Genomic DNA, 23,674 nt, shown 5'->3' on the forward strand with positions numbered 1-23,674 from the left:
CAAGTATTTTTGTTTTTGTATTCAAAGTCAAAAAGTTATTTTAGATATTTTGATAAATCAATAATTTGATTGTAAATAGTGTTAGAGTATGTTCCATCTTTAAGTGCTATTCTAGCCTGTATTGCAAATACTCCATCACCAAGTCTCATTACAAATAATCCATTTTGGCCAACGCCAAATCCCCCGATAGTAGGATGGTTATTGTCTTTATCTCCTCCAGTTGTGATATATCTTCTTAAGACATTGCTTATAGAATGATTGAGTGTTAAGCCTGGAATAATGTATTGAGTACCGCCCCAAAGAGAATATCATTTTTTATCCACTGATCAAACATTACCGTTCTTGATTTCCAAAATACCAGAATTATTATTTATTATATTGTTAAGCCCTCTGATAATTTCTTCTGCCATCTTTTTATCAATATCTTTGTTTAACTGTAACAACACTTTACGCTTTAGATATGTTCTTACTTTTGGCAATCAGTATTTGTCCAACTCTGGATCCTTTACAAACCAGTCTCAGCTTCTTGAATCAAAGACAACTGGTTCTTTAAATTGCTTAAGTCATTGTTCATGTTCCTTAGCGCGTTTTATTTCATCTGTGTAAGTATCATCAAATATTTTCCCAGTATCTCTAGCTGATAGACCTGAAAGTCTAGCAATTTCGTTATCTTTTTTATTCTTATCCAAAGTCTTTTTAACTATTTCATCCTTAGTTGGATATACATTAATATCCAAACCAGATGCCGAATCTCTATAAATTTTGGTTTTTACACTTTCTATGGCTCTACCAAAAGAATCACTAAATAATTCTTCAGTCATTCTAGCAGATTCATTTTTATGAGCTTCTGCTTTCTTTGCCTCTATTTTCTTTCTTTGTCTATCAAGTGCTGCTTTAATTGAATTAGAATAAGTATCATCAAAGATTTTTCCAGCATCCCTTGCAGCTAGACCCATAAGTTTAGCAACCTTATTATCTTTGAGACTCTTAGATAAATTTTTTTTAACCATTTCATCAGGTTTTTCACTTGTTGGATGCAAGTCAATATCTAATCCAGAAATTGAGTCTCTGTAAACTTTTGTTTTAACTTCTTCGACAGATCTGCCAAATGAATCACTAAATAATTCTGCAGTCATTTTTGCAGATTCATACACATGCTTGTTACTATGTTTTTTATATCTGTCTACAGCTTTTTTAGCCATATTAGCATACTCATCACTGAACAATTCACCTGTTATTTTTGCAGAAGTTGAAAATGCTTTAGAGCTATCAGTTTGTTTATGAACTGAGTTATCAATCTTTATTTTATTTATGACTGAACATGTTGGATTATCAGAAAGCACTTTGCCACATTGACGACCTGGTCTAACTGGTTCTCCCCTGCTAAGCATTTCACCATTATTTTCTTTTTGCCCTTTGTCAATATTTGCCACAAAACATGCTGACGAAATTAAAGGCGAAGCAAAAGCTAAAAGCCCACCTTTTAGTAATAGTCATTTTTTCATACCACAACCTTCACTTTTATGAAAAAACTAAATAATAAAATAAAAAAAATTATAATATATTCCCTTCGCCCTCAAAGATTTTACTTTGGCTTTTTGTTCTTTTATAAATTCTTAAGTTATAAATGCAACAAAATAAGGCCTAAAACATAATTTTATTTTTTAAAGTCTAACGCCTATATCTTATTAGGCTATATGAAATATTCGTTTTGAGAAATCAAGACATTTTATATTTGCTTTTCTTACAAGCAAATAAGATTACAAAAAACCTAGGAAGTTACAAATTTGAAGTAATCAATGATACAGAATAAAAAACGCAAGTGTTGAATTATGTAAAAGATCTTTCTGAATTGCTAGAAATATAGCATTGTACTAAAACGTTTTTATTGTATTTCTTTATTTTGCACCTTAATGGAGCTATTAACACTTTCCATCTAAACTCTAAAAGTAAAAATAAAAGTAGGATTTTCCTACTTAAAATTGTTATTTTTTCTCAGCATTCTTGGCATTAGTCATTGAACGCATAACAGCATTGATTTGCGACTCGGATGCTTTTCTTCCCATTTGGGCAAACATCGCTTTAATCATGTTTCTGGTTATTGGGGGATTTTCACGAATTTGTTTTTCAAAAATCTTTCTGGCTACAAAAAAGCCAATAAAACCGCCTACTATGCCAAGGAAAAGCGCTACACCTATAACTATACCAATTCATGCGCCTGTTGAAACCATTTATGAAAATCTCCTAAAATTAAATTATTTATATTTAAATATTGTAGCATAAACATCTGCATTAATGGCTTTTATGGTTTCAGTAATTAATTTTGTTGATTCAATTAAATCATTAATTGATATTAAGCCTATAGGTGAGTGTAAATATCTTTGCGGAAGTGAAATTGTTAAAGTAATGGCGCCACCTTTGGCATATTGTAATTCAGCAGCATCAGTGCCGCCACCCATAGAGATAAATTTATAGTGCTTAATGTTATTTTCTCTGCCTATTTTACACATAAATTCGACCAATTGTGGATTAGCCATCATTCCACCATCTTTTATTCTTATAGCGGCCCCATTACCAATCTTAGTTGTTCCAGGAATTGTGCCAATTGTATCATGAGTGCTAGTGGTATCTAGTGCTATTGCAAATTCAGGATTAATTAATGAAACACTAGTTTTAGCTCCTCTGGTTCCTACTTCTTCTTGTACAGTACCAACTAAATATAAATCAACACCTAAGTCTTCATTCTCTAATTCTTTAGCTATGTATTCAAGAATGCATACACCAGCACGGTTATCCATTGCTTTGCCTGCTAATAAATCGGGATTATCTAAATAAACTGTTTCACCAGTCATTAAGACAACATTGCCTACTTCAATTCCATTGTCCTTAGCTTCTTGCTCTGAAAAGAATCCAAAATCAGCATATAAATCATCCATAGTTAATGCTCTGGATCTTTTTTCAGCTTCCATAATATGAATTGATGTATGACCAAAAACACCGTTAAATCTTTTGCCATTAGAATTAATTAAAACTGCTTTAGTTCTTATAACAACACTAGGTCATAAGCCACCAACAGAGCTAAGTTTTATCTGTCCGTTTTCATGTATGCCTTTAACTAAGAATCCAACTTCATCCATATGTGCTGCTACCATAAATTTGGGTGCATTTGGAAACTTTGATTTTTTGTGAAAAATAATAGAGCCGAAATTATCATAAGATACTGTAAAACAGTTATTTTTATTTATTTCCGCTTCCATCATTTTAGCAATATTAGATTCATATCTAGAAATTCCTTCAACCTCTAAATACTTTACTAATCTATTTTTAAATTCGCCTTTATTCATATATTAATTATAAATTTAAAAACAAAAAAAGCGCCTTGTTAAACTAGGACAACAAAAGTAGACCTTAAATTTTTATTTTTTACAAAACTCCACTCACAATTCATGTGGAGTTTTGTAATTAAATTTCTTGAGCATTCGCTCATTATTATATCAATCAATGAATTTATTTAGATGACGCTCAAGTTCCTTAAGCGTCGCTTGATTGTAAGTTCAAGTGCAACACCAATTAAGGTAAAATTTAATTGTGGAGCACTTGAATTTTTAAACAAAAAAAGTTCCACACTTGGCAGTAGGAAACTTTCATATGAATTATACTAAAAATTATAATCATCTAACATATGATGAACGTGCATTTATTGAAATTCAAATAAAATCTGGGTATTCTATTAGATCTATAGCTAGACAGTTAAACAGAAGTCCATCCACAGTAAGTCGCGAATTAAAACGCAACACTGCTTTTAGCGGTTCATATCAATGTAAAATAGCAGAGCAGAAAGCATTAAATAGGCATTCGCACAAATACTTGTTTAAATTTACGAGTAATTTTGAATATGCTGAATTTGAAAAATTTTTCTTAGAAAAATTCGATAAAAGATTTTACGGAATTGTTGCAACAGCTCGATACATTAAGCAAACTTTTCCAAATATTGCGTCTCCGTCGATAAGGACTATATTTAATTGGATTAAGACAAGAAAATGAAAATTGAAACCTAGAGACAGATTGAGAATTTTTTATAAAAAAGGCGGAAAAAGAACTGCATCAGTTGTCTCAAGATTAATTGGAGATTCTCACTATGTATATCCAATATGGGCAAGACCAAAATATATTGATTTAAGAGAAGAATATGGTCATTGAGAAAGTGACTTAATTATAGGCAAAAGATCGAATGGATATGATAATGTATTAACACTTGTTGAAAGGCAAACCAGAATGGGGTTTGCAGTTAAAATTAAATCAAAATCAGCTTTTTTGGTAATTTCAAAGCTTAAAAAAATAATCCAGGATCATAATTTAATTGTCAAATCTATAACAATTGATAACGGGATAGAATTCGAAAGAATGGGTTTATTAGGAAAATGACTAAATATTAAAATATTTAGAGCTGAACCGTATGCTTCATTTCAAAGGGGAACAAACGAAAATTGAAACGGAATGATTAGAAGAATGTTTCATAAAGGTTTTGATTTTAATTCTATCTCTCAAGTTCAACTGGATGATGTTGTAAATCAAATAAATGAAATGCCACGTAAAATTTTGAATTGGCAAAAACCAATTGAACTATTTAAGTTAGCTAATGACTATGGTGTCGTTTTAAATTAAAACATGTGAATTTAATTGACTGCATTCATAAAAAAATGAATGGTTATTTTTTGCATTTTATTTAGTTATTTTATCCCCCTAACCCCCTTAATTACAAATAAGGGGGTATAACAAAACATTATTTAGGGTTTACGCAGATGTTCCATCTGATTTTTTTAACCCCCTGCCCCTTGATTTCAAACAAGGGGTAGATGTGGCATACGCCACATATTATGCAAAAATGCTATAATAAAAAAGCCAAGCACATATGTTGCACTTGAACTTTCATTTATGGGACGCTCAAGTTCCTTAAGCGTCATTTTCTTAACACTTTTCTCAAAATTTTCAAACATTTCAGTTTTAAGTACTGAAAAAAAGTATTCAATTTCTCTATTGTCAAGAGAATTGCCAATTCTTGACATTGATACTTTTCCATTAAGTCTTTCAATTAACTGAAGATATTCTTTAGATGAATATTGACTTCCGTGGTCAGAATGTATAACAAAATTTTTAGGAAAATTAACTTTTTTAATATTATCAATAACCAATGAATTATCATTGTACAAAGACAGGTTAAAACCTAAAATTTTTTTGGTTTTATGATGAATAACAGCTGACATATATACAAAATTTTGATCAACATCTATTGGCGAAGGTATGTATGTAACATCAGTAGCATAGATATCATTATATATGCCATCATAGTCACGAGAAGCAATATTTTGAAACGTTACAGCTACATTCTTAGATTCTTTTGTTCTTTTTGCTTTTCTTATTCTACAAACTAGTACAAGTTTTTTCATTATTCTACCTAAAGTCCTATAATTAAGCTTTATTTGTTTATTTTTGCTAATATAAGCAGCCAATCTTTCTCTGCCGAAAATGCCTCCAGTTTCTTTAAAAGCTTGAACTACAGTGTTCTCTAATTCAAGATTCTTTTCTTTAATCATTTTCAATTTTTTTAGCTTTTTATAGTATGTAGATTTTTTAATTTTAAGCAATGACATAATAACTTTGTTCGATACCTTAAAGGGAAATGAATTCTTTATTTTGGTAACTGTTTCTTTAAATTTGTCCTTTTTTATCTTCTTAATTTCGTCATCTGTAGAAATTATTTTTATTATCTTTATCAAATCTTCTTTATTTAGATCATTTAAAAATTCATCTAATATTTCATCATTTGATTTTGTCTTTTTTGGTCTGCCGGAACCTTTACCTTTTTTAGGCGATCTTCCGCTCATCGATTCTATGTTCATACCTAAATTATATCTTTTATACTTATTCACTAATCTCTTTCATTGATCGTCAGAAATGTGTTTTACATTTTTTATTTTCATCATTTCATTCAAAAAACATTTTTTAGTGAGTTCCCCAGATCTATATTTTTCGTATTTTTCAAACAAATATTTCCATTCATTAACACTTAACTGCTTAGCCATTTTTATCTCCAACAAAAAACATCAGCAAATTTGCTGATGTCTACTTTTTTGTCCTAGTGTATGTTTTCGGCACTTAATTCTGTTTATTCATTAACAAAACAAAAAGCTCCAGTTGATTTTGCTGAGCTTTTTCGCTCTTTTAATGTAATGAAATTGAAATATTTTACTTATTGTACTGCCTTGCAAAATACTTTTTTACATTGCTGGAAACAATTTGTCATTGAATAAATTTTGTTCTTGTAAACTGAATTTTAAAAATAAATTATTTAGGTTGTGGGTCAACTGGCATAAAACCTTTTTTTAGATCTTCAATAAGAACTTGCTTTTTGGTTTTTTGTCCGTTATATTTTGTGTCTTTAGAGTCTTTGTAATAGATATAAATCAACACATAATCACGTGCATAATAATGGTCTCTTAGTCAATAACTAATTGAACTATGACGTAGACCAGAAACACCTGCTCAAAATTTGTCATTTACATCTTTAGCATTAATTAGTCCTATAGCTGCATAGTTATCTTTATATTTAGTTAGGTCCTTATTTTTTATTGCCTCTTGAAATGCTCTTCTAAAACCTTCCCTTAAAAATGCTTCAGAAGTTAAATTAGTTGCATTCCAGAACAAGCCACTAGGTGTGTTTGAATATAACATTGCAGCTAATGAAGCATAGACTCTTCAAACTGCTTGATATCCTTCAACATTTTCTTTTACTTCTTGTGCTGTTTTATAGACCTTTTCAGATTTTAATAGCTCATCAATATAATTCTTCATTAATGGCGAAACAAATGCAGAAATTAACTGTTGAACCTTACCTCTTATAACTCCTCAGAAGCCACGAGCCCCTAAAGATGTATTGCCTTTCGATTTATCTGAGTTGAATATTGCATTAAATAGGCCTTTATTTTCATCTGAAGGTGCATATTTAAACATAACATTGATAAAGTCAGCATATGATTTAGGATCTACTTTTTCTAAAAGTTTTTCAAACTTAGGAATGTTATCAAATACCTTAGCAATTGAAATAGTATCTCCATCGCTTATGAACTTTAAGGCACCATTTTTAACTGCTTCTGCAATTTTTGTAAGGACATCATCAGAATCTTTTAATTCTTTAAGAGTTTTAAATATGCTATCTATAACATCATTAAATATTTCAAGAATTGGACCGTTTACGCCTGTTTCATTGCTGTTTTGGCCAACTATTGCCTTTGAAATAGACTCTAAGAACTTACTTAATTTCTCTGATTCTTCATCAACAGGAATTGTATAGCCTTCTTTATTTAGCGAATCTATTGTTATTTTTGCCATCACATTAAATAGTTTGCTGTCTCTTGCGTTAACAACATCTACAATTCACTTCTTAATGTGTTCTTTGGCTTTTTTCTCATTAACAGAATTAAATAATGTTGAAATTAGTTTTGGCCATGAATTAACATCTTTTAATTTACTTACATTTTTGAATAATTCACCTATAAATAAGTCTAATGCGCCTTTTGTGTTACCAGATTTAAGCATTAATTTAAAGAAATCTTTAGCATCATGATCAGAGATTCCCTTTGATGTTAATAACTTAGAAAGACCAAAATCATCAATAAATTTGTTTACTAAGGTATCATCTGTAGTTGCGCCCTCAGCAATTTTCTTTATATTCTCACCTAAGACTTGTGAATGCTTTTCTAATGTTGAAGAGTTTAAAATTCTCTGTACAAAAATAAAGTCTTCAAAGTTTATAGATTTGGCTGTAAGTTGTAATATATCAGCAAATAAATCAGTCAATGATTTATGTTTATTTAATCCGTTACTCATACCATTTAGCACATTTGGAATAATGTGCAAGTCATGAATTAATGAAGGCAATTCATCCAATAAATCCTTGAAGAATGCTTTGTTTTGCTCACTATTTGCATCAATTTTATAGTGGCTTAGTTGTGTACTGAGTAATTTTTGAATAAGATTTTTGACAGTTTCTTCTTTCAAAAAGCTTTCAAGCAAGACTGAAAAGTCTTTAGAAATTAGATAAATTTTATCCTGGCTATCTAAATATATTTTAAGAACATCAGCAATTGATTTAGCATTGTGATATTTATAAAAATCTTGCTTCATTGTTAATGTTACATTTCGCATTATAGAAGCAATAACTTTGTGATTTTTGACAAAAATTGACTTGAATAAAGTACTGAACTCATCTTTTGAAATAAATTGAGTTAATTTGTCAGTGCCAAATGACTTAATTAGCTGATCATATATCATTGAACCAGCATCTTTTGCATCAAAAGCATAATTAAATATGTTCGCTACAAATTGGCCGATTGTACCTTCATGATTAAGAACAATTTGAGTTGTTGCAAGTGATTTAATTAAATCAATTGCAGTTTTTTCCCAATTTTGGGAGCTAAATTTATCTTTTAAATTTTCCTGTGCTAGCTTTTCAATAGCTTGACTGTCTATTTTTGAGCCATTCTTTGCTAATTCATCAAAAACACCTGAGAAGAATCATTCATCAAGTTCTAAGACTTTGTTTACTTTGTCATAGTTTTGAAGAGAATCGCTTATAAGGGCTATTAGGTCTTTTTCATTAATGTCTTTTACTAGTGTCTGTTCATTCTTCATTAATTTGTAAATCATAGTTGCATATGTGTATCTAATAGAGTTTTTTGCAAATGCTCTATTTAAGATGTTTTTAACATTTTTAACTGCTTTGCTTCTTACATCCGAATTACTTAATCAAGTTTTGATTAACTTATCATAGTCATTGAAATCAATGAAGCTCATTTTATCCGAGAAAAAGCCATTTGTTAGTAATGATAATGATAACTCTTGTAAATCCTTATCATTAGCTAGATAATTCACAAGTTCTTTTACGTTATCTAAACTAATATCAACATTGCCTTTTTTTCCACCAAGAGAATTTAATAGGTTTTTTAATATATTTCCTGTTTCATCAAAATTAATAAAATCTTTAGCAAAATTAATCAATTCTGTTGTCGCTTTTTTGTCAACTAAAGACTTAACTGCTTTGTCTAATAATGATTTTACTGAGCTAGCCATTTTTAGATCGCTATTGTTCATTGAAAGTAGTTCGTCAGTTAATGACTTAAATAGCTTTTTGAAATTATCGTTCTTGAATGACTTTTGAATTAGGTTTATAAAGTCATTTTCAGTAGCAAAAGTTTTAATTTTTTCAGATGACTTAAATATTTTGTTACCTAAATCTCTACTAAAGTTATCATTTGTAAACACCTTAGAAATAGTGTTATCAATCAACTTTCTAAGCATTTCTTTATTGTTTTTAATAAGTGCTTTAGAGTTAACAACCTTAATCAATTCAAGTAGGTTTTTGTCTCAGTCCTTGTCACTGAAGCTAGTGCTCAATTTCTTAACATAATTGTTAAACACTTGGCCTAAATTGGCTTTTGTGCCATTCTTACTTAGTTCATTAAACAGTTCTTCAACAAAATATTCTCTAACTTTTAATTTTTTGCTTACTTCAGGCAATACCCCAAATAAATCTTTTATGAATTTAGTAAATTCATCTAATGTTATATTTTCAAAAACTTCACCATATTTTTTGGCAGAATTATATGAAGCCTTAGCGAAAATTGAAGCAACTTCATCTTTTTGAACTACAGAAATAAAGAATTTTTCTAACTTGCTTGCTAATTCCGAATTATTTTTGTTATCTTTTAATCAGTTTTTAATTATTAAATCAAGACTTGCTAAATCATTAAGTTTAATGTCTTTAGAGAAAATGCCCTTAGTTAAGAAATCTTTGGCAAAATCATTCATTTCTTGACTATCAATTATTAAGTTAAATAAAGTTTTAATGTCATCATCTGAAAACTCAAAAAATTCTTTTGATGCATTTCTAATTAATTTAGTGAACTCATTACTATTAACTAATGTTTTAGTAATTTGCTTAACAAAATTAAAATCACTGCTATTTATAATCTTATTTGCTAATAAATCTATAAGTTCTTTAATAGTGCTTATGTTTTGAATAGATACAGTGTCAGAATCTGCCAAATTTTTAATTGCTGAATCAAGCAAATCTTTAAATGATTGATCTTTTAATAATTTGTTTACTAATGAAGATAGTTCGTCTTTTGAAATAAGTTTTTCAATTTCACTTTTTCCACTAGCTTTGATTATTTCATTAGCAATTGAATCTGAAATGAACTTTTTGCTTTCTGCAAAATCAAAAATGTTTGAAATTAATTTTGCTAACACTTCTTTGTGATTGTGTACAAAATTATCCTTAGTTATTGCTTTAACTAAGTCTAAAATAGTATTTTCAATTGATTTATTTTCAAAAATTCTGTTGAATTTACTTTTTAACAATTCAGATAATTCATCTAAATCAACATTACCAATATGCGAACCTAAATATCTTAATAATGATTCATAAATATTTTCAAATTTGAACACTCTATCAAGTTCATTATATTTGCCAATAGCACTATTAAATAGGCTTTCAAGTTCAGAATCATTAATGCCTTTAGTTATTTCTGGATAACCCTTTAGCATACTTAATGAAATTTTAGATATTAATTTCTTAATACTTTCATTATTAAGCAGTGATTTAACTAATTCATTAGCTCTTTGACCTAAACTTGTGTTTTTAACATTAACAAATTTAACAAATACATATTGAACTAAATCATTAAACGAATTAATTTTATCTCATTCAATTTTGTCAATGCTTATTAAGCTTTGTACAAGGTCACTAAATAAAACTTCAAATTCATTTGAATTAAAAATAGCGCTTACAAAACTTTGAACATCTTCTAATTTAACCAAATTGCCTGTTTTATGGGTATTTTTGAAAATTAAGTTAGAAATTTTATCTTTTAACTCTTGTGATTGTTTTGCGAATTTAAATGCATTAATCAATAATTTTTGTGTAGTATTTTTAGTTTCTTGTATCCCGTCAGATTTAGAAACTGTTTTAAATATTTTGAATAAGAAGTTGTTAGGGTTACTGAAGTCAAGCTTTTGGCCATTTGCTTTAAAAATATTAGTAAAGAATTCACTTAAGTTAAGTTTAAATCCGTCTTTTGAAATGCCATCAAGCATTTTCTTAAAAATGTCTTTTGAAACTGTTTCAAAATCTTTTTCGTCAATTAATGCATCTGAGATATTACTGAATAATTTAGCAAAATCATCTTTTGAAACATTGCTAGTCATTCCATTTAGTTTAGATAATTGACTATATATAATATTGCTTATAAACTCTAATGATTTTTCGTCCTTAACTAATGATTTAACTAAACTTCCAAACTTTTCAACAATAGCTGAATTATGATTTGAATCTGCCACTCAAGACTTGAGTGCCTTTTCAAAACTGAAGTTAGATAAATCATTTGAACTTCCAAATATCCCTTTAACTAAAAAATCTTCTAAAATTCATTGAAAATCGCTGTTTGATAATAATTTTGTAATAAATAAATTTGCAGATTCAGAGTTAATTACATCTTTTAATTCTGGCACATATTTAGCAATTAAATTTGAAACTAATTCTTTTGTTTCATCTAATGAAAGTACCTTTTTTACAAGATTAATAACTTCTGAATTGTCCTTTAAAATAGATGTTTTGGTTAGAACTAATCTAACTAATTCTGATGCAGTTTTAACTTTTTCTAATTCATTTTTATCAATATCAGCAAGAGCGGTAATTAATGAACTTGCTGCTTTTGAAAACTCAGAACTTTTGAAAATTTTGTCGAACAACGAAATCATTTTTTCATTAGAAATAACATCACTGAGCTTGTTTTCAGATGTTTGATATATTTTTTGTGCTATCAATTTTGATAAATCACTATTTTTATTAAAGTAATTTAATGAATTAGTAAGAATTTTTTCAAGAGTTGCCTTATTTGCTTTTAGATCTAAGTTTGCAATAATTTTGAAAATTTTAATTAATGCGATATCTAAATTTTCGCCTTCAAAATTTTTACTTAGTTTGCTTAATGTTTGTGCTAAAACATTAGCAAAATTAAAATCAGAAATTTTGCCATCTTGCAATTGAACTGATAATGAGTTTATAAATGTTTCTGAAATTTTAAACTCTTTGTCTAAAGCGCCTATACCTTTAATATTTTTGGATAAAAGTTCTTTTAGTGAAGATTCATCAATATCTTTGAATAGCTCATTATTTGATTTAACTATTTCAAACACAAAATTTGTGAATTCTTTGTTTAAAGCGCCTTCTTTTGAAAGCTCATCAAAAAGACTAGAAGCTAAATCACTGATTATTTTTTGAATATGGCTATCTTTAAGAACTTTTTGCAATAATTCTGCAACTGATTTAGCTTGTCCATAAATCTTAGAATTATTTGCAAGGTTAATGAATAATTCTCCGATTGTTTTTTTAATGCTCTTACTGCTTAAAACTGATTTAATCAATTTAGCAAGATTTTCAGTTTTAAAAGCCTTTGATGAGTTATTCCCAATTGCTTTATTTATAGCATCAGACAACATTTTTTCATCAACATTTTTAATAATTAAATTCTGTGCAAATTCCGCTATTATTTCTTTTAATTCTTCTTTTTCTTTTTGAATTAAGTCAGAACTAAAGAATGAAGCAATTAATGAAATTAAATTAGCTTCATTTAGTAGATTATTCTTGAAAATGTTTATTAAATCGAAAAGTTTGGCTCTCTCGCTACTTGACTTTTTGTCTTTATTTCAATAAGTTTCTTGAAACTCAAGCTCAGATTTAAGCAAGAATTTAGGAACAAATTCTGATTCCTCTAACCATTTTTTTAATTTGTTTAGATTTTCATTATTGTTTTTCGTAAAAAAATTACTTAATCTGCTACTGAGATCGGCTTCCTTTATTGTGGGAAATTGAATTAATGAATCAATAGCGCCATTTAATATGTTTTTAACTAATGAGCTGTTTAAAACTCTTTTCTTGTATCATTCTCATTTATTTTTTCTTTTATCGCTAAACTTTTTGAATATTTCGTCTTCTTTAAAGAGATTTCCATTAATATCATCGGTTAAAACTTTTTTAACTGTCTCATATTTGTTAGCAAACTCTAATTGAGTTGTAAATGAATCTTTATCAGTAAAAATGTACTTGTTATCTCACTTTATGCCATTCTCATTTAATTTATCGCTGTTTCTTTCAGGAACAATAAGCTTAATAAACACATCCTGTGCCATTTTTTTGTAGCCAAAACTGCCAGGGTGAATATCAAATAATGTAGGAGACAATTTGTTTATATTAGAATTATCTGTTCAGAATGAAAAATCATATGGATTAATAAAATTAAATTTATTTTTAGTAACTTGTGACTGAATATTTTTATTTAGTGCATCAACAGCCATTTGACTAACAATTAATGATGATCCATTATTCTTAAATAAATAGCCATCTAATAAAACAAATAAATGTGGAAGTGGCAGTGGGTAGCCTATAAAATTGACATTTTCAGTCTTTACATGTTTTTTTAACTCAGCAGAAAAGTCATCTATTCTTTTCTTCATTTCTTTGAATGTGTCTTGAAATGCTGAACTAACTCCAGCTATTGCATTAGTTGGATTGGCTTTGATATTTTGTATCTGCTTTATAAATTCAGGATTTTTTAGTTTTTTAGCAACTAATTCCATAAAGTCATTGGCAGCCAAAGTTATAGTTACCAAATTAGCCTTTTGCAATTCTTCTCTTACTTCTTTGGCCTTTTTAATTATGTCTTTGCCAAATTTAGACTTATAATAAGCTAGCTTATTCTTATCATTTTCTGCTAATTGCTTTAATTTAGAATCATCAACAGTAAGTAAAAATTTTCAATCTTCTAAGGTCGTGCCTGAAGATGCATAGTTTGTATATGATTCTAATTTAGAATTATCGGCATTTGAATTTTTAATAAATGAAGCTAAATAGGTAGGGAATGAAATACCAGTTACTTCGTTTTTTTCTTTATCATAATTACCTGGGTAATCTTGATCTAATTGTGAGTCAAAACCGGCTGATATAGAATCACCTAATGCAACATATTTAACTTTTTCTGACTCTTTAATAATGTTGGGGCTTGACGCTCTTAAATCTAAAGGAGTTTTATTGTCACTTTTCACATCTTTAATAGAATCATTATTTTCAGTAGTAACAGGTAGCCCAGGTGCGCTATGAACCACATCTTGAAAACGCTTGCTTCCCGAAGCTTCAATCTTTTTATCTCCAAAAGGGATATAAGAAAGGCCAACAGCTAAAGCAACTGTAGCAGAAAATGTTACAACACTAGTGATAATAATAGGTTTAAGCTTGAGTTTCATAATAAAACCTCCTAAGATTAAGAACGGATTTCATTAAATTATAAAGAAATATGAAACAATATATAACTTTTATAAACTTAAAAGGCTTTACTAATGAGCCTATTTAATAGGTTTAAAAGAAAAACCAAGCCTGTTGCTTGGCTTTTAATTAACTTTTAATTGTCAGATTCGTCTGTAAATTCAATCATATTTGAAGCAAATGCTTCAGACTGAAATTCATCAAAAATGTGTTGAATTTCAACTCTGTTTTCCATGCTTAATATTTCATTTTCATCAGCCACGAACTTAACAGTTTTAATATCCGGATCATATTTATCTGCAAAATATGATTTTGGGTTACGTAAGTCATATTTTCCGTTTTCTTCAAAGTTAGAGTTAGTTCCAGCAGGTATTTTATGACCTAGGATAATGTTTTCCTTTAGCCCTTTAAGTCTGTCAACTTGTGCCTTAATAGATGCATTAACTAAAATCTTTGGAGTTTCTTGATATGAAGCAGCAGCCAAGAATGAATCAGATAATAATGGAATTTGTTTAGCTCCTTTAATTTTTACTTCACCAAAAGGTGGCTTTTTACCTTCTGAAATTAAACGAGCACTTTCCTTTTGATAAACATGGATATCTACTAATGAACCATTAAAGAATTCTGAATCACCTGAGTCAGTAATTAAAATCTTAGAAAGCATTTGACGAATAATTATTTCAATATATTTGTCACTAATGGTAATACCTTGTAAACGGTATAGTTTTTGCACTTCTTTAAGAATGTAATTTTGCACCAAACGTGTATCACCAACTCTTAATAAATTGTTAAGCACAATTGGACCTTCAACGATCTTTTGCCCTGGTCTAACTTTATCATTAACTTTTACTCTTACTTTTCTGCCAGCTCTAGTTTTATACTCAACTGAATTTACTTTGCCATCACGAGTTTTATACTCTTGAGTAATAACATCATATTCAACCGATTCAGAGCCTTCTTTAATACGTTTAATATCAGTTATGCGACCATAATAATTAGAAATAACAGCTGGACGGCCTCATGGTGAATCATAGGCATCAATTAATTCAATTAATCTACCAAAACCGCCAGTGATATCTTCAACACCAGCAACCCCACCAGTATGGAATGTACGCATAGTTAGCTGTGTACCTGGTTCACCTATTGATTGAGCCGCAATAACACCAACTGCTTCACCGATGTTAACTACACGGTTAAGCGCTAAGTCCTTACCATAGCACTTCTTACATACACCATTAGGTGTATAACATGAAAGAACTGAACGGATTTCAACTTTCTTAATTTCGTTTTCAATAATTTCAGTTGCAATTTCAGGAGTAATTAGCACGCCAGCGTCAACTATTAATTGTCCGTCTTTACCATAAATTGCTTTATTAGTAAATCTTCCTTCAATTCTGTCATATAAACCTTCAATAACAGTATTGGTTTTAGTGTCTAAAATGTCTTTAACTTGGAAGCCATAGTCAGTTCCACAGTCTTCTTCTCTTACTGTAATTCCTTGAGCAACGTCAACTAATCTTCTAGTTAAATAACCAGATTTAGCTGTGTTAAGCGCTGTATCAGTTAAACCTTTACGAGCACCGTGAGTTGATGAATAGAATTCATAAGCAGTAAGACCATTTAGGAAAGATGACTTAACTGGAATTTCAACAGTTGAACGAACAACACGTTCGTTTTCAGCATCGGCTTTTAACACCTTTGTGTTGTTGTTCATAAGTCCACGCATACCAGCTAATTGCACGAAGTTACTTGAGTTACCACGAGCTCCAGAGTTAAACATCATAAATAATGAGTTATCAGGATAAAGCTTAGTTAGTTTCTTAAGGTCTTTTTCAATATCATCCTTAATAGCAGCTCACTTAGCAATTGTTGCATTATATCTTTCGTCATCAGTCATTAAACCTTGATCAAAATAATCTTTTAATAGCTCGATGTATTTATCGCCTTCAGCAATTCTGCTCTTAGTATCTTGGTGAGTAATAACGTCACTAATTGAAATTGTAGTTCCTGAAATTGTTGAGAATTTGTAACCTAATTCTTTAATGTTATCCAAAACATTAGCAACAACGTTAGTATATTTAAATCAAACAATTTCTAACAATTTTGTGTAATCATTAACTGTTCAAATAGGTTCTTCAGTTCTTTCTCTTAGTATTATTTCTTGAGAGATAATCTTATATTCTTCAACAATAATTTTTTCTAATATTTCAACATGGTTAACGTCAATTTGCTTGCCGTTAAAGTCCTTTAATTCAGCACATAAATCAAAAATTTGACTTATATCATTTGCGTTGATTTGGTTTATAACGCTTGCAACATCGCTCTTTGTTACTATAGCAACATATTTGTCATAAACTCTACGTACAATTTTAGCCACGTCCTTTTTACTTAATGGTAAATTAAGTGGCATTTTTGCAATAACTTCAGCGAAATTTTGGCCATAAGGAAGTAGGAACTGCTCTAGCTGATTCTTATTGTTTGAAGTGTAAACTACTTCTTTTTCACTTAACTTAACTTCGCCGTTTGCATCTGTTTTATTGACATATTCGACATGTTTACCAAAAACAAATTCAAAACTTTCAGGAAAGGCTCTATTAAAAATAAACTTACCCACAGTTGAAATTATGTATTTATTTTCAGGTGAATAATTAAGCCTTTTCTTGTTAATTTCATTAATTGGCAATGCCACACGAGCATGAAGTGAAACTAATTTGTTTTCATATGCTAATAACATTTCATCATATGTAGAGAAGAACTTACCTTCACCAACAACTTTGTCACCATCAATAGCGACAGATTTTTCCATTGTTAGGTAGTAAAGACCAAGGATAATATCTTGTGCAGGGTTAATAATAGGTTCACCATCTTTAGGCCCTAAAATGTTTTTTGAAGCTAACATTAGCTCTCTTGCTTCACGCACAGCTTCATCGCTAATAGGCACGTGGATAGCCATTTGGTCACCATCGAAGTCAGCATTAAATGGGGTACATGAAAGTGGGTGAAGTTTAATTGCTTTACCACGGATAAGCACAGGTTCATATGCTTGAATAGATAAACGGTGGAGTGTAGGGGCACGGTTTAAAAGCACAACCTTACCTTCAATAGCTTTTTCAACATAAGGTCAGATAATTGGGTCTAAGTTTTCAATTGCTTTTTTACCAGCTTTAATTGAATTTATGTGGCTATCACCATTAATTAATTCTTTAATAATTCAAGGTTCAAACAATTTAGCGGCCATTTCACGTGGCACACCAACTTGATGCATTTTTAATTCAGGTCCAACAACAATAACTGAACGACCAGAATAATCAACACGCTTACCTAGAAGGTTTTGTCTAAATCTACCTTTTTTACCAGTTAGTGTGTCACTAATTGACTTAAGTGGGCGATTATCTTTTGAAGTAACTGGTGCAGGTTTCTTTCTAGAATTATCAATTAAAGCATCAACAGCTTCTTGAATCATTCTAAATTCATTTTGCTTAATAAGCATAGGAGCATCAGTTTCTTCCCATTTTTTCAAACGATTATTTCTAATAATAATACGACGATAAAGTTCGTTGACATCACTAGTTGAATGACGACCGCCATCTAATTGTACTAATGGACGCAAATCAGCAGGAATTACTGGAAGATCATAAATAAGCATTGATTTAGGATCTTGCCCTGAGTGAATAAAAGCGTTAACTACGGCTAAACGTTTGTATAGTTTAGATCTTTCTTGTGCTTTTATTGATGCAGTAGGATTGCTGTCAAAGTGTTGATTGATTTTTTCAATTTCACCTTCAATAAATTCAGCCTCAGCTTTTAGATCTATATTTTCTAATAAGTATTCAATAGCCTTAGAACCAGTTGAAATTTTAGCCTTAGAAAATCCATGAATAATTTCATTGTATTCATAGAAGTCAATACCATAATCTTGACCAGTTTGTGAAACTGCATACGATTCTAATTCAGCTAATGCTTCGCTAATTATTTCATACTCTTCAGTATCTTTTTCAAATCTTTCTTTAAGTTCTTCTAAAGCATCTGCATAGATAATAGCAGCATCTGAAATATCAATAATAGCATTCTTTTGAAGTTTCTTAAGACCACCATCTTCTAAAACAATGTGACTCTTATAGTAAATTAATTTTTCCAAATCACCCTTTGAAACAGTCTTATTTGAATTTGCTATTCTTAAACCTAATAACTTAGAAATAATTGAGTGGTCGATCTTAAAAAATCAAAAGTGCACAACAGGGTTTTCTAAATGAATGTGACCCATTCTGCTTCTTCTAACCATTTTAGGTAAAATAACAGGTTGATATTTTTGACACATTGGTGTCTTTTCACAAATTGTGTTTTCATCACTTTTCTTATACTTAGTGCCGCAAATAGGACATTTAAAGTCAGTTGTAGGACCAAAAATAAGTTCATCAAATAAACCATCACGCTCTGGTTTATAGCTCTTATAGTTAATTGTTTCAGGTTTTGTTACTTCACCACATGATCAATTTTTAACATCGTCTTGAGCCGCTAATGATATTTTAATTTTTTTAATTTCTTTTGCTATTTTCTTATTAAAACTATTCATTATAGTCTCCCTCATTACCAACTGAATTGCTTATGTCAAAGTACTGTTGGGCTTCTTCATCATCTTCTTCGTTATTTGCAGTCGTAATATCTAATTTCATTCCCAATCCATTTAATTCATAGTTTAATACGTTAAATGATTCAGGAATTCCTGGAGTTGGTAAATCCTTGCCAGTAACTAGTGATGTATATAGTTGGTTACGTCCTACAATGTCATCAGACTTGTATGTAAGAATTTCTTGCAACACATTAGCTGCACCATATGATTCAATAGCTCAGGTTTCCATTTCACCAAATCTTTGACCACCATTTTGGCTCTTTCCACCAAGTGGTTGTTGAGTAATAAGTGAATATGGGCCAACACTACGTGCATGCATTTTGTCATCAACCATGTGGTTAAGTTTGAACATATACATAACACCAACTGACACAGGATTGTCAAATTTTTCCCCAGTAATAGGGTCTATTAATGTTTGTTTTCCTGATAAAGGCAAGCCAGCTTCTGAAATAACATCTTGTATAGCTTCTTTTTTAACACCATCAAACACAGGAGTAACAAATTTGCATCCTAAACTTCTAGCGGCCATACCTAAATGAACTTCTAAGACTTGACCAATGTTCATACGTGAAGGCACACCTTGAGGATTAAGCATAACATCAATTGGTGTTCCATCTTCTAAGTGTGGCATATCTTCTTCAGGAAGAATAACTGAAACAACACCTTTGTTACCGTGACGTCCAGACATCTTGTCACCTACACGAATTTTACGTTTTACAGCGATAGAAACCTTGACAATCATATCAATGCCATCTTCAAGTAAGTCTTTGTTTTCTCTACTTAGAATTTCGACACCAATAACTGTTCCATTGTGGCCATTTTTAACTTTAAGTGAAGTATCTTTAACATTTAGTTGTCTTTGGCCCAAAATTGCAGCAAGTAACTTTTCTTCTCTAGATGGGTTATCATCGCCTTTAGGTGAAACACGTCCAACTAAAACATCTCCTGGAATAACTTCAGAACCAACTAAAACAATACCATGTTCATCTAAGTGTCTAATAGCATACTTAGATACGTTTGGAATGTCTCTAGTTAATTCATCAGCACCGGCTTTGCTAGTTCTAAATTGAATAGTTTGTTCTTCAATATGAATTGATGTAAGAACATCTTTTTTAGCTAATCTTTCGTTTAAAACAATAGCATCTTCATAGTTATAGCCTTTATATGTTGAAAAAGCAACTAGAAGGTTCTTACCTAAAGCAAGTTCCCCATCCTTGAAGCTTGACCCATCAACTAATAAATCGCCTTTAGCAACTTCTTGACCAACTTTAATAATAGGTTTTTGGTGAATAACTGTATCTTGATTTGAACGTTGGAAGTTTTTTAAATTATATGTATCTAATGTGCCTTTATTATTCCTAATTTTAATTTTGGCGCCATCAACATATTCAACTTTTCCCTCTTGTCTTGCTCTGAAGTTAGCGGCTGAAAATTTAGCAATATCTGCCTCATTACCAGTAGCTACAAAAGCTGCTTCAGTTTCTAAAAGTGGAACTGCTTGACGTTGCATGTTCGAACCCATAAGTGCACGGTTAGCATCATCATTTTCTAAAAATGGAATACATCCAGCAGCAACTGAAACCATTTGTCTTGATGAAACTTCAATTAAATCAACATCACTAGGTTTACCTAAAATATATGTGTAATTTTTTCTAATTGTGAGTGTTTCATCTATTAATCTATTATTATCATCAACAGTTGCTGTTGATTGAGCAATGTTGTATCCAAATTCGTCAGCAGCTGTTAAATAAACTACATTGTCATAGTCAACTACTGAGTTTTCAACTTTAAAATATGGAGTTTGTAAAAAACCATATTCATTAACACTAGCATAAGTTGCAAGGTTAAGAATAAGACCAATGTTTGGCCCTTCAGGAGTTTCAATAGGACAAATTCTTCCATAATGAGTAGCGTGCACGTCACGAACTTCGAATTGTGCAGTATCACGATTAAGACCACCAGGGCCTAAAGAAGTAATACGTCTTTCGTTTGAAATTTCAGCCAAAGCATTAATTTGATCCATAAATTGAGACAATTTTGAGCTATTGAAGAATGTTTTCATTTGGTTTGAAACCAGTTTGTTATTTGTAATATTTTTAGGAGTAATCTTTTCAGGCTCTTTAGCTGACATTCTTTCTCTAGTGGTTTTTTCCAATTTTGAAAGTCCAACATTCAATTGATTTTGCATCAATTCGCCAACTGAAACTATTCTTTTATTAATCATAGAATCGGCATCATCATCTTGTCCAATTCCTTCTAATAGATTGAAATAGTAATTAATTGCAGCAATAATATCTGATGCAATTAAGTGTTGTGCATCGCATTTAGGATCATTTCCAATAACTAGTGTTGAAAGACCTTTGTCCATTTTCTTTCTATTAGCAAAAACTAAAAGTTTTGTGACTTTATTTGACTTCTTTAAATATGGATAAGCTGGATCTGTATAAAGTTTTGCATAAAGAATTTCAGGATTAATGCCTTCAATTTCTGTTGTTTTTAATGTTCCATTATTGAAGTTGTTTTGAATAAGTAAAGCTAACTTATGTTCAATAAAAGTTCCCTTTTCTAAGAATAATTGCTCGCCGTTTTCATCTTTAATTTCTAAGTCTTGACCTAAATATGTCTCAGTGATACGGTCTATTAAACTTAGCTTTTTGTTAAGTTTGTATCTACCAGTGGCGCCAAGACTATAACGTTTTTTGTTAAATAAAAGCGATGGCAAAAGATTAGCTGCTGATGTTTCAGTCATCAGATCGCCTCTACGGATAGTTCTAAACAAGATTTCTCTACAGTTTTGGATAACTGTCATAGGATCTTCGCTAGATTTAAGACTTTTATCTCTAAGTAGTGTTTCTTCTAATTCAGGAGAATTACCAAAAAGATCATGAATGTTTTGTTCATTAAGACCTAAAGCACCCAAAAATACTGCAAGATTTATGTTCTTGTTTTTATCAATCTTAATTTTTACTGAATCAGGATTTTTAGTTGTAACTTTGTGTGAAATTTCAACTCATGAACCTAATCTAGGCAAAATTTCTAACTTGTTAAACAAGTCATCAGATTGCTTGTTACGCACACCACAACCAAAGTATGCACTAGGCGAACGAATTAACTGACTAACTATAACTTTTTCGCTTCCATTAATAATAAAACTTCCACCAGAGTTCATAAGTGGAATTTCGCCAAGTAAAACTTCGTCATCTTTAACAACACCTTTGTCAGATGTTACCTTAAACTTAGCAAAAAGCTTAGCTGCATAGTTAATACCTTTCGCTTTTGCTTCGATAATTGCATCATATTCCTTAGGTGGCACTTCTAATCTTGCAGAATTAAGAATGTATTCTAAAGAAACTTTTTTGTTGCTAGAAACAATTGGGTAATGTTCCCTTAAAATTTCTTCAATTCCACTCTTTTTGAATCATTCAAATGACTCTTTTGACATATTTAAAAAGTCAGGAACTTCTCAAGTAACTTTTGTTGCTGAATAGTCACGACGCTCAGTCATTGGACCAAATTTTCTAACTTTGTATGGGTATTTATTTTGATATTTATCATGTGTTAATGTTGACATATTGATAATACTCCCTCTAACTTTTAAAAACAGATAAAGTAGTAAAAAATCAATACTTTTTTATAAAGTATTAAATTTAATAGTTAAAGTTTACCATAATTGTAAGTTTTGTATACAAAAATCATTTATTTTATAAGCAAAATAATTTTATAATAATATGTTGCTGTTTATGCCTGTTTTACAGGATAATTAGCCAAAAATATATTCATTTTTATCTGATATTTTTATTTTTATCTGGTTTTGTAAGTAAATTCTACATTATTTGTATGTTTGCATAAACTATAAACGAATGACAAAATAATACTAAGCTTGCAACTGGAAATTTTCCATAGTTGCTAATAAATTTAGATTTTTTTACTAACTTTAATTTGGCAATTTTTTATTTTTTGTGTATATTAAAAGAATATTCAAAGTTTTTATTTTAGAGTTTTTATTTTAGGAGAAAAATGAAATCTAAATTTTTAATGACATTACCAGCACTAATTTCACTTCCAATAATTTCAGCAACATGCACAAATGTTAACCAGAATAACTCGGCTTCAGAAACTAAGAAACCTAATGCAAACAATAAGAGTCAAAATGACAAAATTATTGTTCATAATGGTAGCACCAATGAAGATGACAATAAGATTAATAATGATCAATCAAAACCTGGTCAAAATAATGGAACTAATACTAACAATAACAACACTCCTATGCCAAATGAAAATGCTACACCATCGCCAAATTCAAACAAGGATGATTCTAATTCACAAGACAATGAGCAAAACAAACAAATGCTTACTAAATTAGAAAAAGAACTTACTGATCTTAGGGCCAAGAAAGCTGAATTAGAGAAAACAGTAAATGAAAACAGTGATAAAGTTAAGCAACTTGAAGATGAATACCAAAAAATAGAGAAAGAATTAGTGGAAAAAAATAGCCAAGATCTTAATACAAAGCTAATGGAAAAGTATAATGAATACGAGGCTCTTTATTCAAAAGTTACACAAGCTAAAAATGATCTAGAAATTATAAATAAAGATATGTTAATTGAAAATTTAGAAAAACAAGTCACAGAACTAAAAAATAAAATCAAAACAGTTGCTTAATCTTA

9 protein-coding genes are annotated in these 23,674 nt (G+C 30.0%); 2 read left to right on the forward strand and 7 right to left on the reverse strand.

Annotated features, from left to right (window positions below; genetic code table 4):
- Positions 1-35: 35 nt before the first annotated feature.
- From MBOVPG45_RS03475 to MBOVPG45_RS03485, 3 genes are all read right to left on the reverse strand, one after another.
- The gene (locus MBOVPG45_RS03475; RefSeq protein WP_013456397.1) at positions 36-1,505 is read right to left on the reverse strand and encodes an MAG6090-like repeat-containing lipoprotein; all 1,470 of its coding nucleotides are present in this window, start codon (positions 1,503-1,505) and stop codon (positions 36-38) included.
- A gap of 480 nt (positions 1,506-1,985) precedes the next feature.
- Complete coding sequence (locus tag MBOVPG45_RS03480; RefSeq protein ID WP_013456163.1) at positions 1,986-2,231, reverse strand: YneF family protein; 246 nt, start codon at positions 2,229-2,231, stop codon at positions 1,986-1,988.
- A 24-nt stretch (positions 2,232-2,255) separates the two neighbouring features.
- The gene (locus MBOVPG45_RS03485) at positions 2,256-3,344 is read right to left on the reverse strand and encodes a zinc-binding metallopeptidase family protein (protein ID WP_013456454.1); all 1,089 of its coding nucleotides are present in this window, start codon (positions 3,342-3,344) and stop codon (positions 2,256-2,258) included.
- Positions 3,345-3,648: 304 nt separating this feature from the next.
- Between MBOVPG45_RS03485 and MBOVPG45_RS03490 the strand changes: the two genes are divergently transcribed.
- Positions 3,649-4,665 (forward strand): IS30 family transposase, encoded by a 1,017-nt coding sequence (locus MBOVPG45_RS03490; RefSeq protein ID WP_013455927.1) that lies wholly within the window; start codon positions 3,649-3,651, stop codon positions 4,663-4,665.
- Between the two features lie 155 nt (positions 4,666-4,820).
- Here the strand turns inward: MBOVPG45_RS03490 and MBOVPG45_RS03495 are convergent, their stop codons facing one another.
- From MBOVPG45_RS03495 to rpoB, 4 genes are all read right to left on the reverse strand, one after another.
- On the reverse strand, positions 4,821-6,083 hold the full coding sequence (locus MBOVPG45_RS03495) for a DDE-type integrase/transposase/recombinase (RefSeq protein ID WP_258408980.1): 1,263 nt from the start codon (positions 6,081-6,083) through the stop codon (positions 4,821-4,823).
- A 262-nt stretch (positions 6,084-6,345) separates the two neighbouring features.
- Positions 6,346-14,358 (reverse strand): multifunctional lipase MilA, encoded by an 8,013-nt coding sequence (gene milA, locus MBOVPG45_RS03500; protein ID WP_013456221.1) that lies wholly within the window; start codon positions 14,356-14,358, stop codon positions 6,346-6,348.
- A 155-nt stretch (positions 14,359-14,513) separates the two neighbouring features.
- Positions 14,514-18,950 (reverse strand): DNA-directed RNA polymerase subunit beta', encoded by a 4,437-nt coding sequence (gene rpoC, locus MBOVPG45_RS03505; RefSeq protein WP_013456331.1) that lies wholly within the window; start codon positions 18,948-18,950, stop codon positions 14,514-14,516.
- The gene (gene rpoB / locus MBOVPG45_RS03510; RefSeq protein WP_013456481.1) at positions 18,943-22,578 is read right to left on the reverse strand and encodes a DNA-directed RNA polymerase subunit beta; all 3,636 of its coding nucleotides are present in this window, start codon (positions 22,576-22,578) and stop codon (positions 18,943-18,945) included. The genes rpoC and rpoB overlap by 8 nt, the downstream gene beginning before the upstream one ends.
- Before the next feature lie 446 nt (positions 22,579-23,024).
- On the opposite strand from rpoB, the gene MBOVPG45_RS03515 reads away from it, so the two are divergent.
- On the forward strand, positions 23,025-23,669 hold the full coding sequence (locus MBOVPG45_RS03515; RefSeq protein ID WP_013456028.1) for a coiled-coil domain-containing protein: 645 nt from the start codon (positions 23,025-23,027) through the stop codon (positions 23,667-23,669).
- The last annotated feature ends 5 nt before the right edge of the window (positions 23,670-23,674 follow it).

Origin of the sequence: Mycoplasmopsis bovis PG45, from assembly GCF_000183385.1 — a bacterium.
Lineage (GTDB): Bacteria > Bacillota_I > Bacilli_A > Mycoplasmatales > Metamycoplasmataceae > Mycoplasmopsis > Mycoplasmopsis bovis.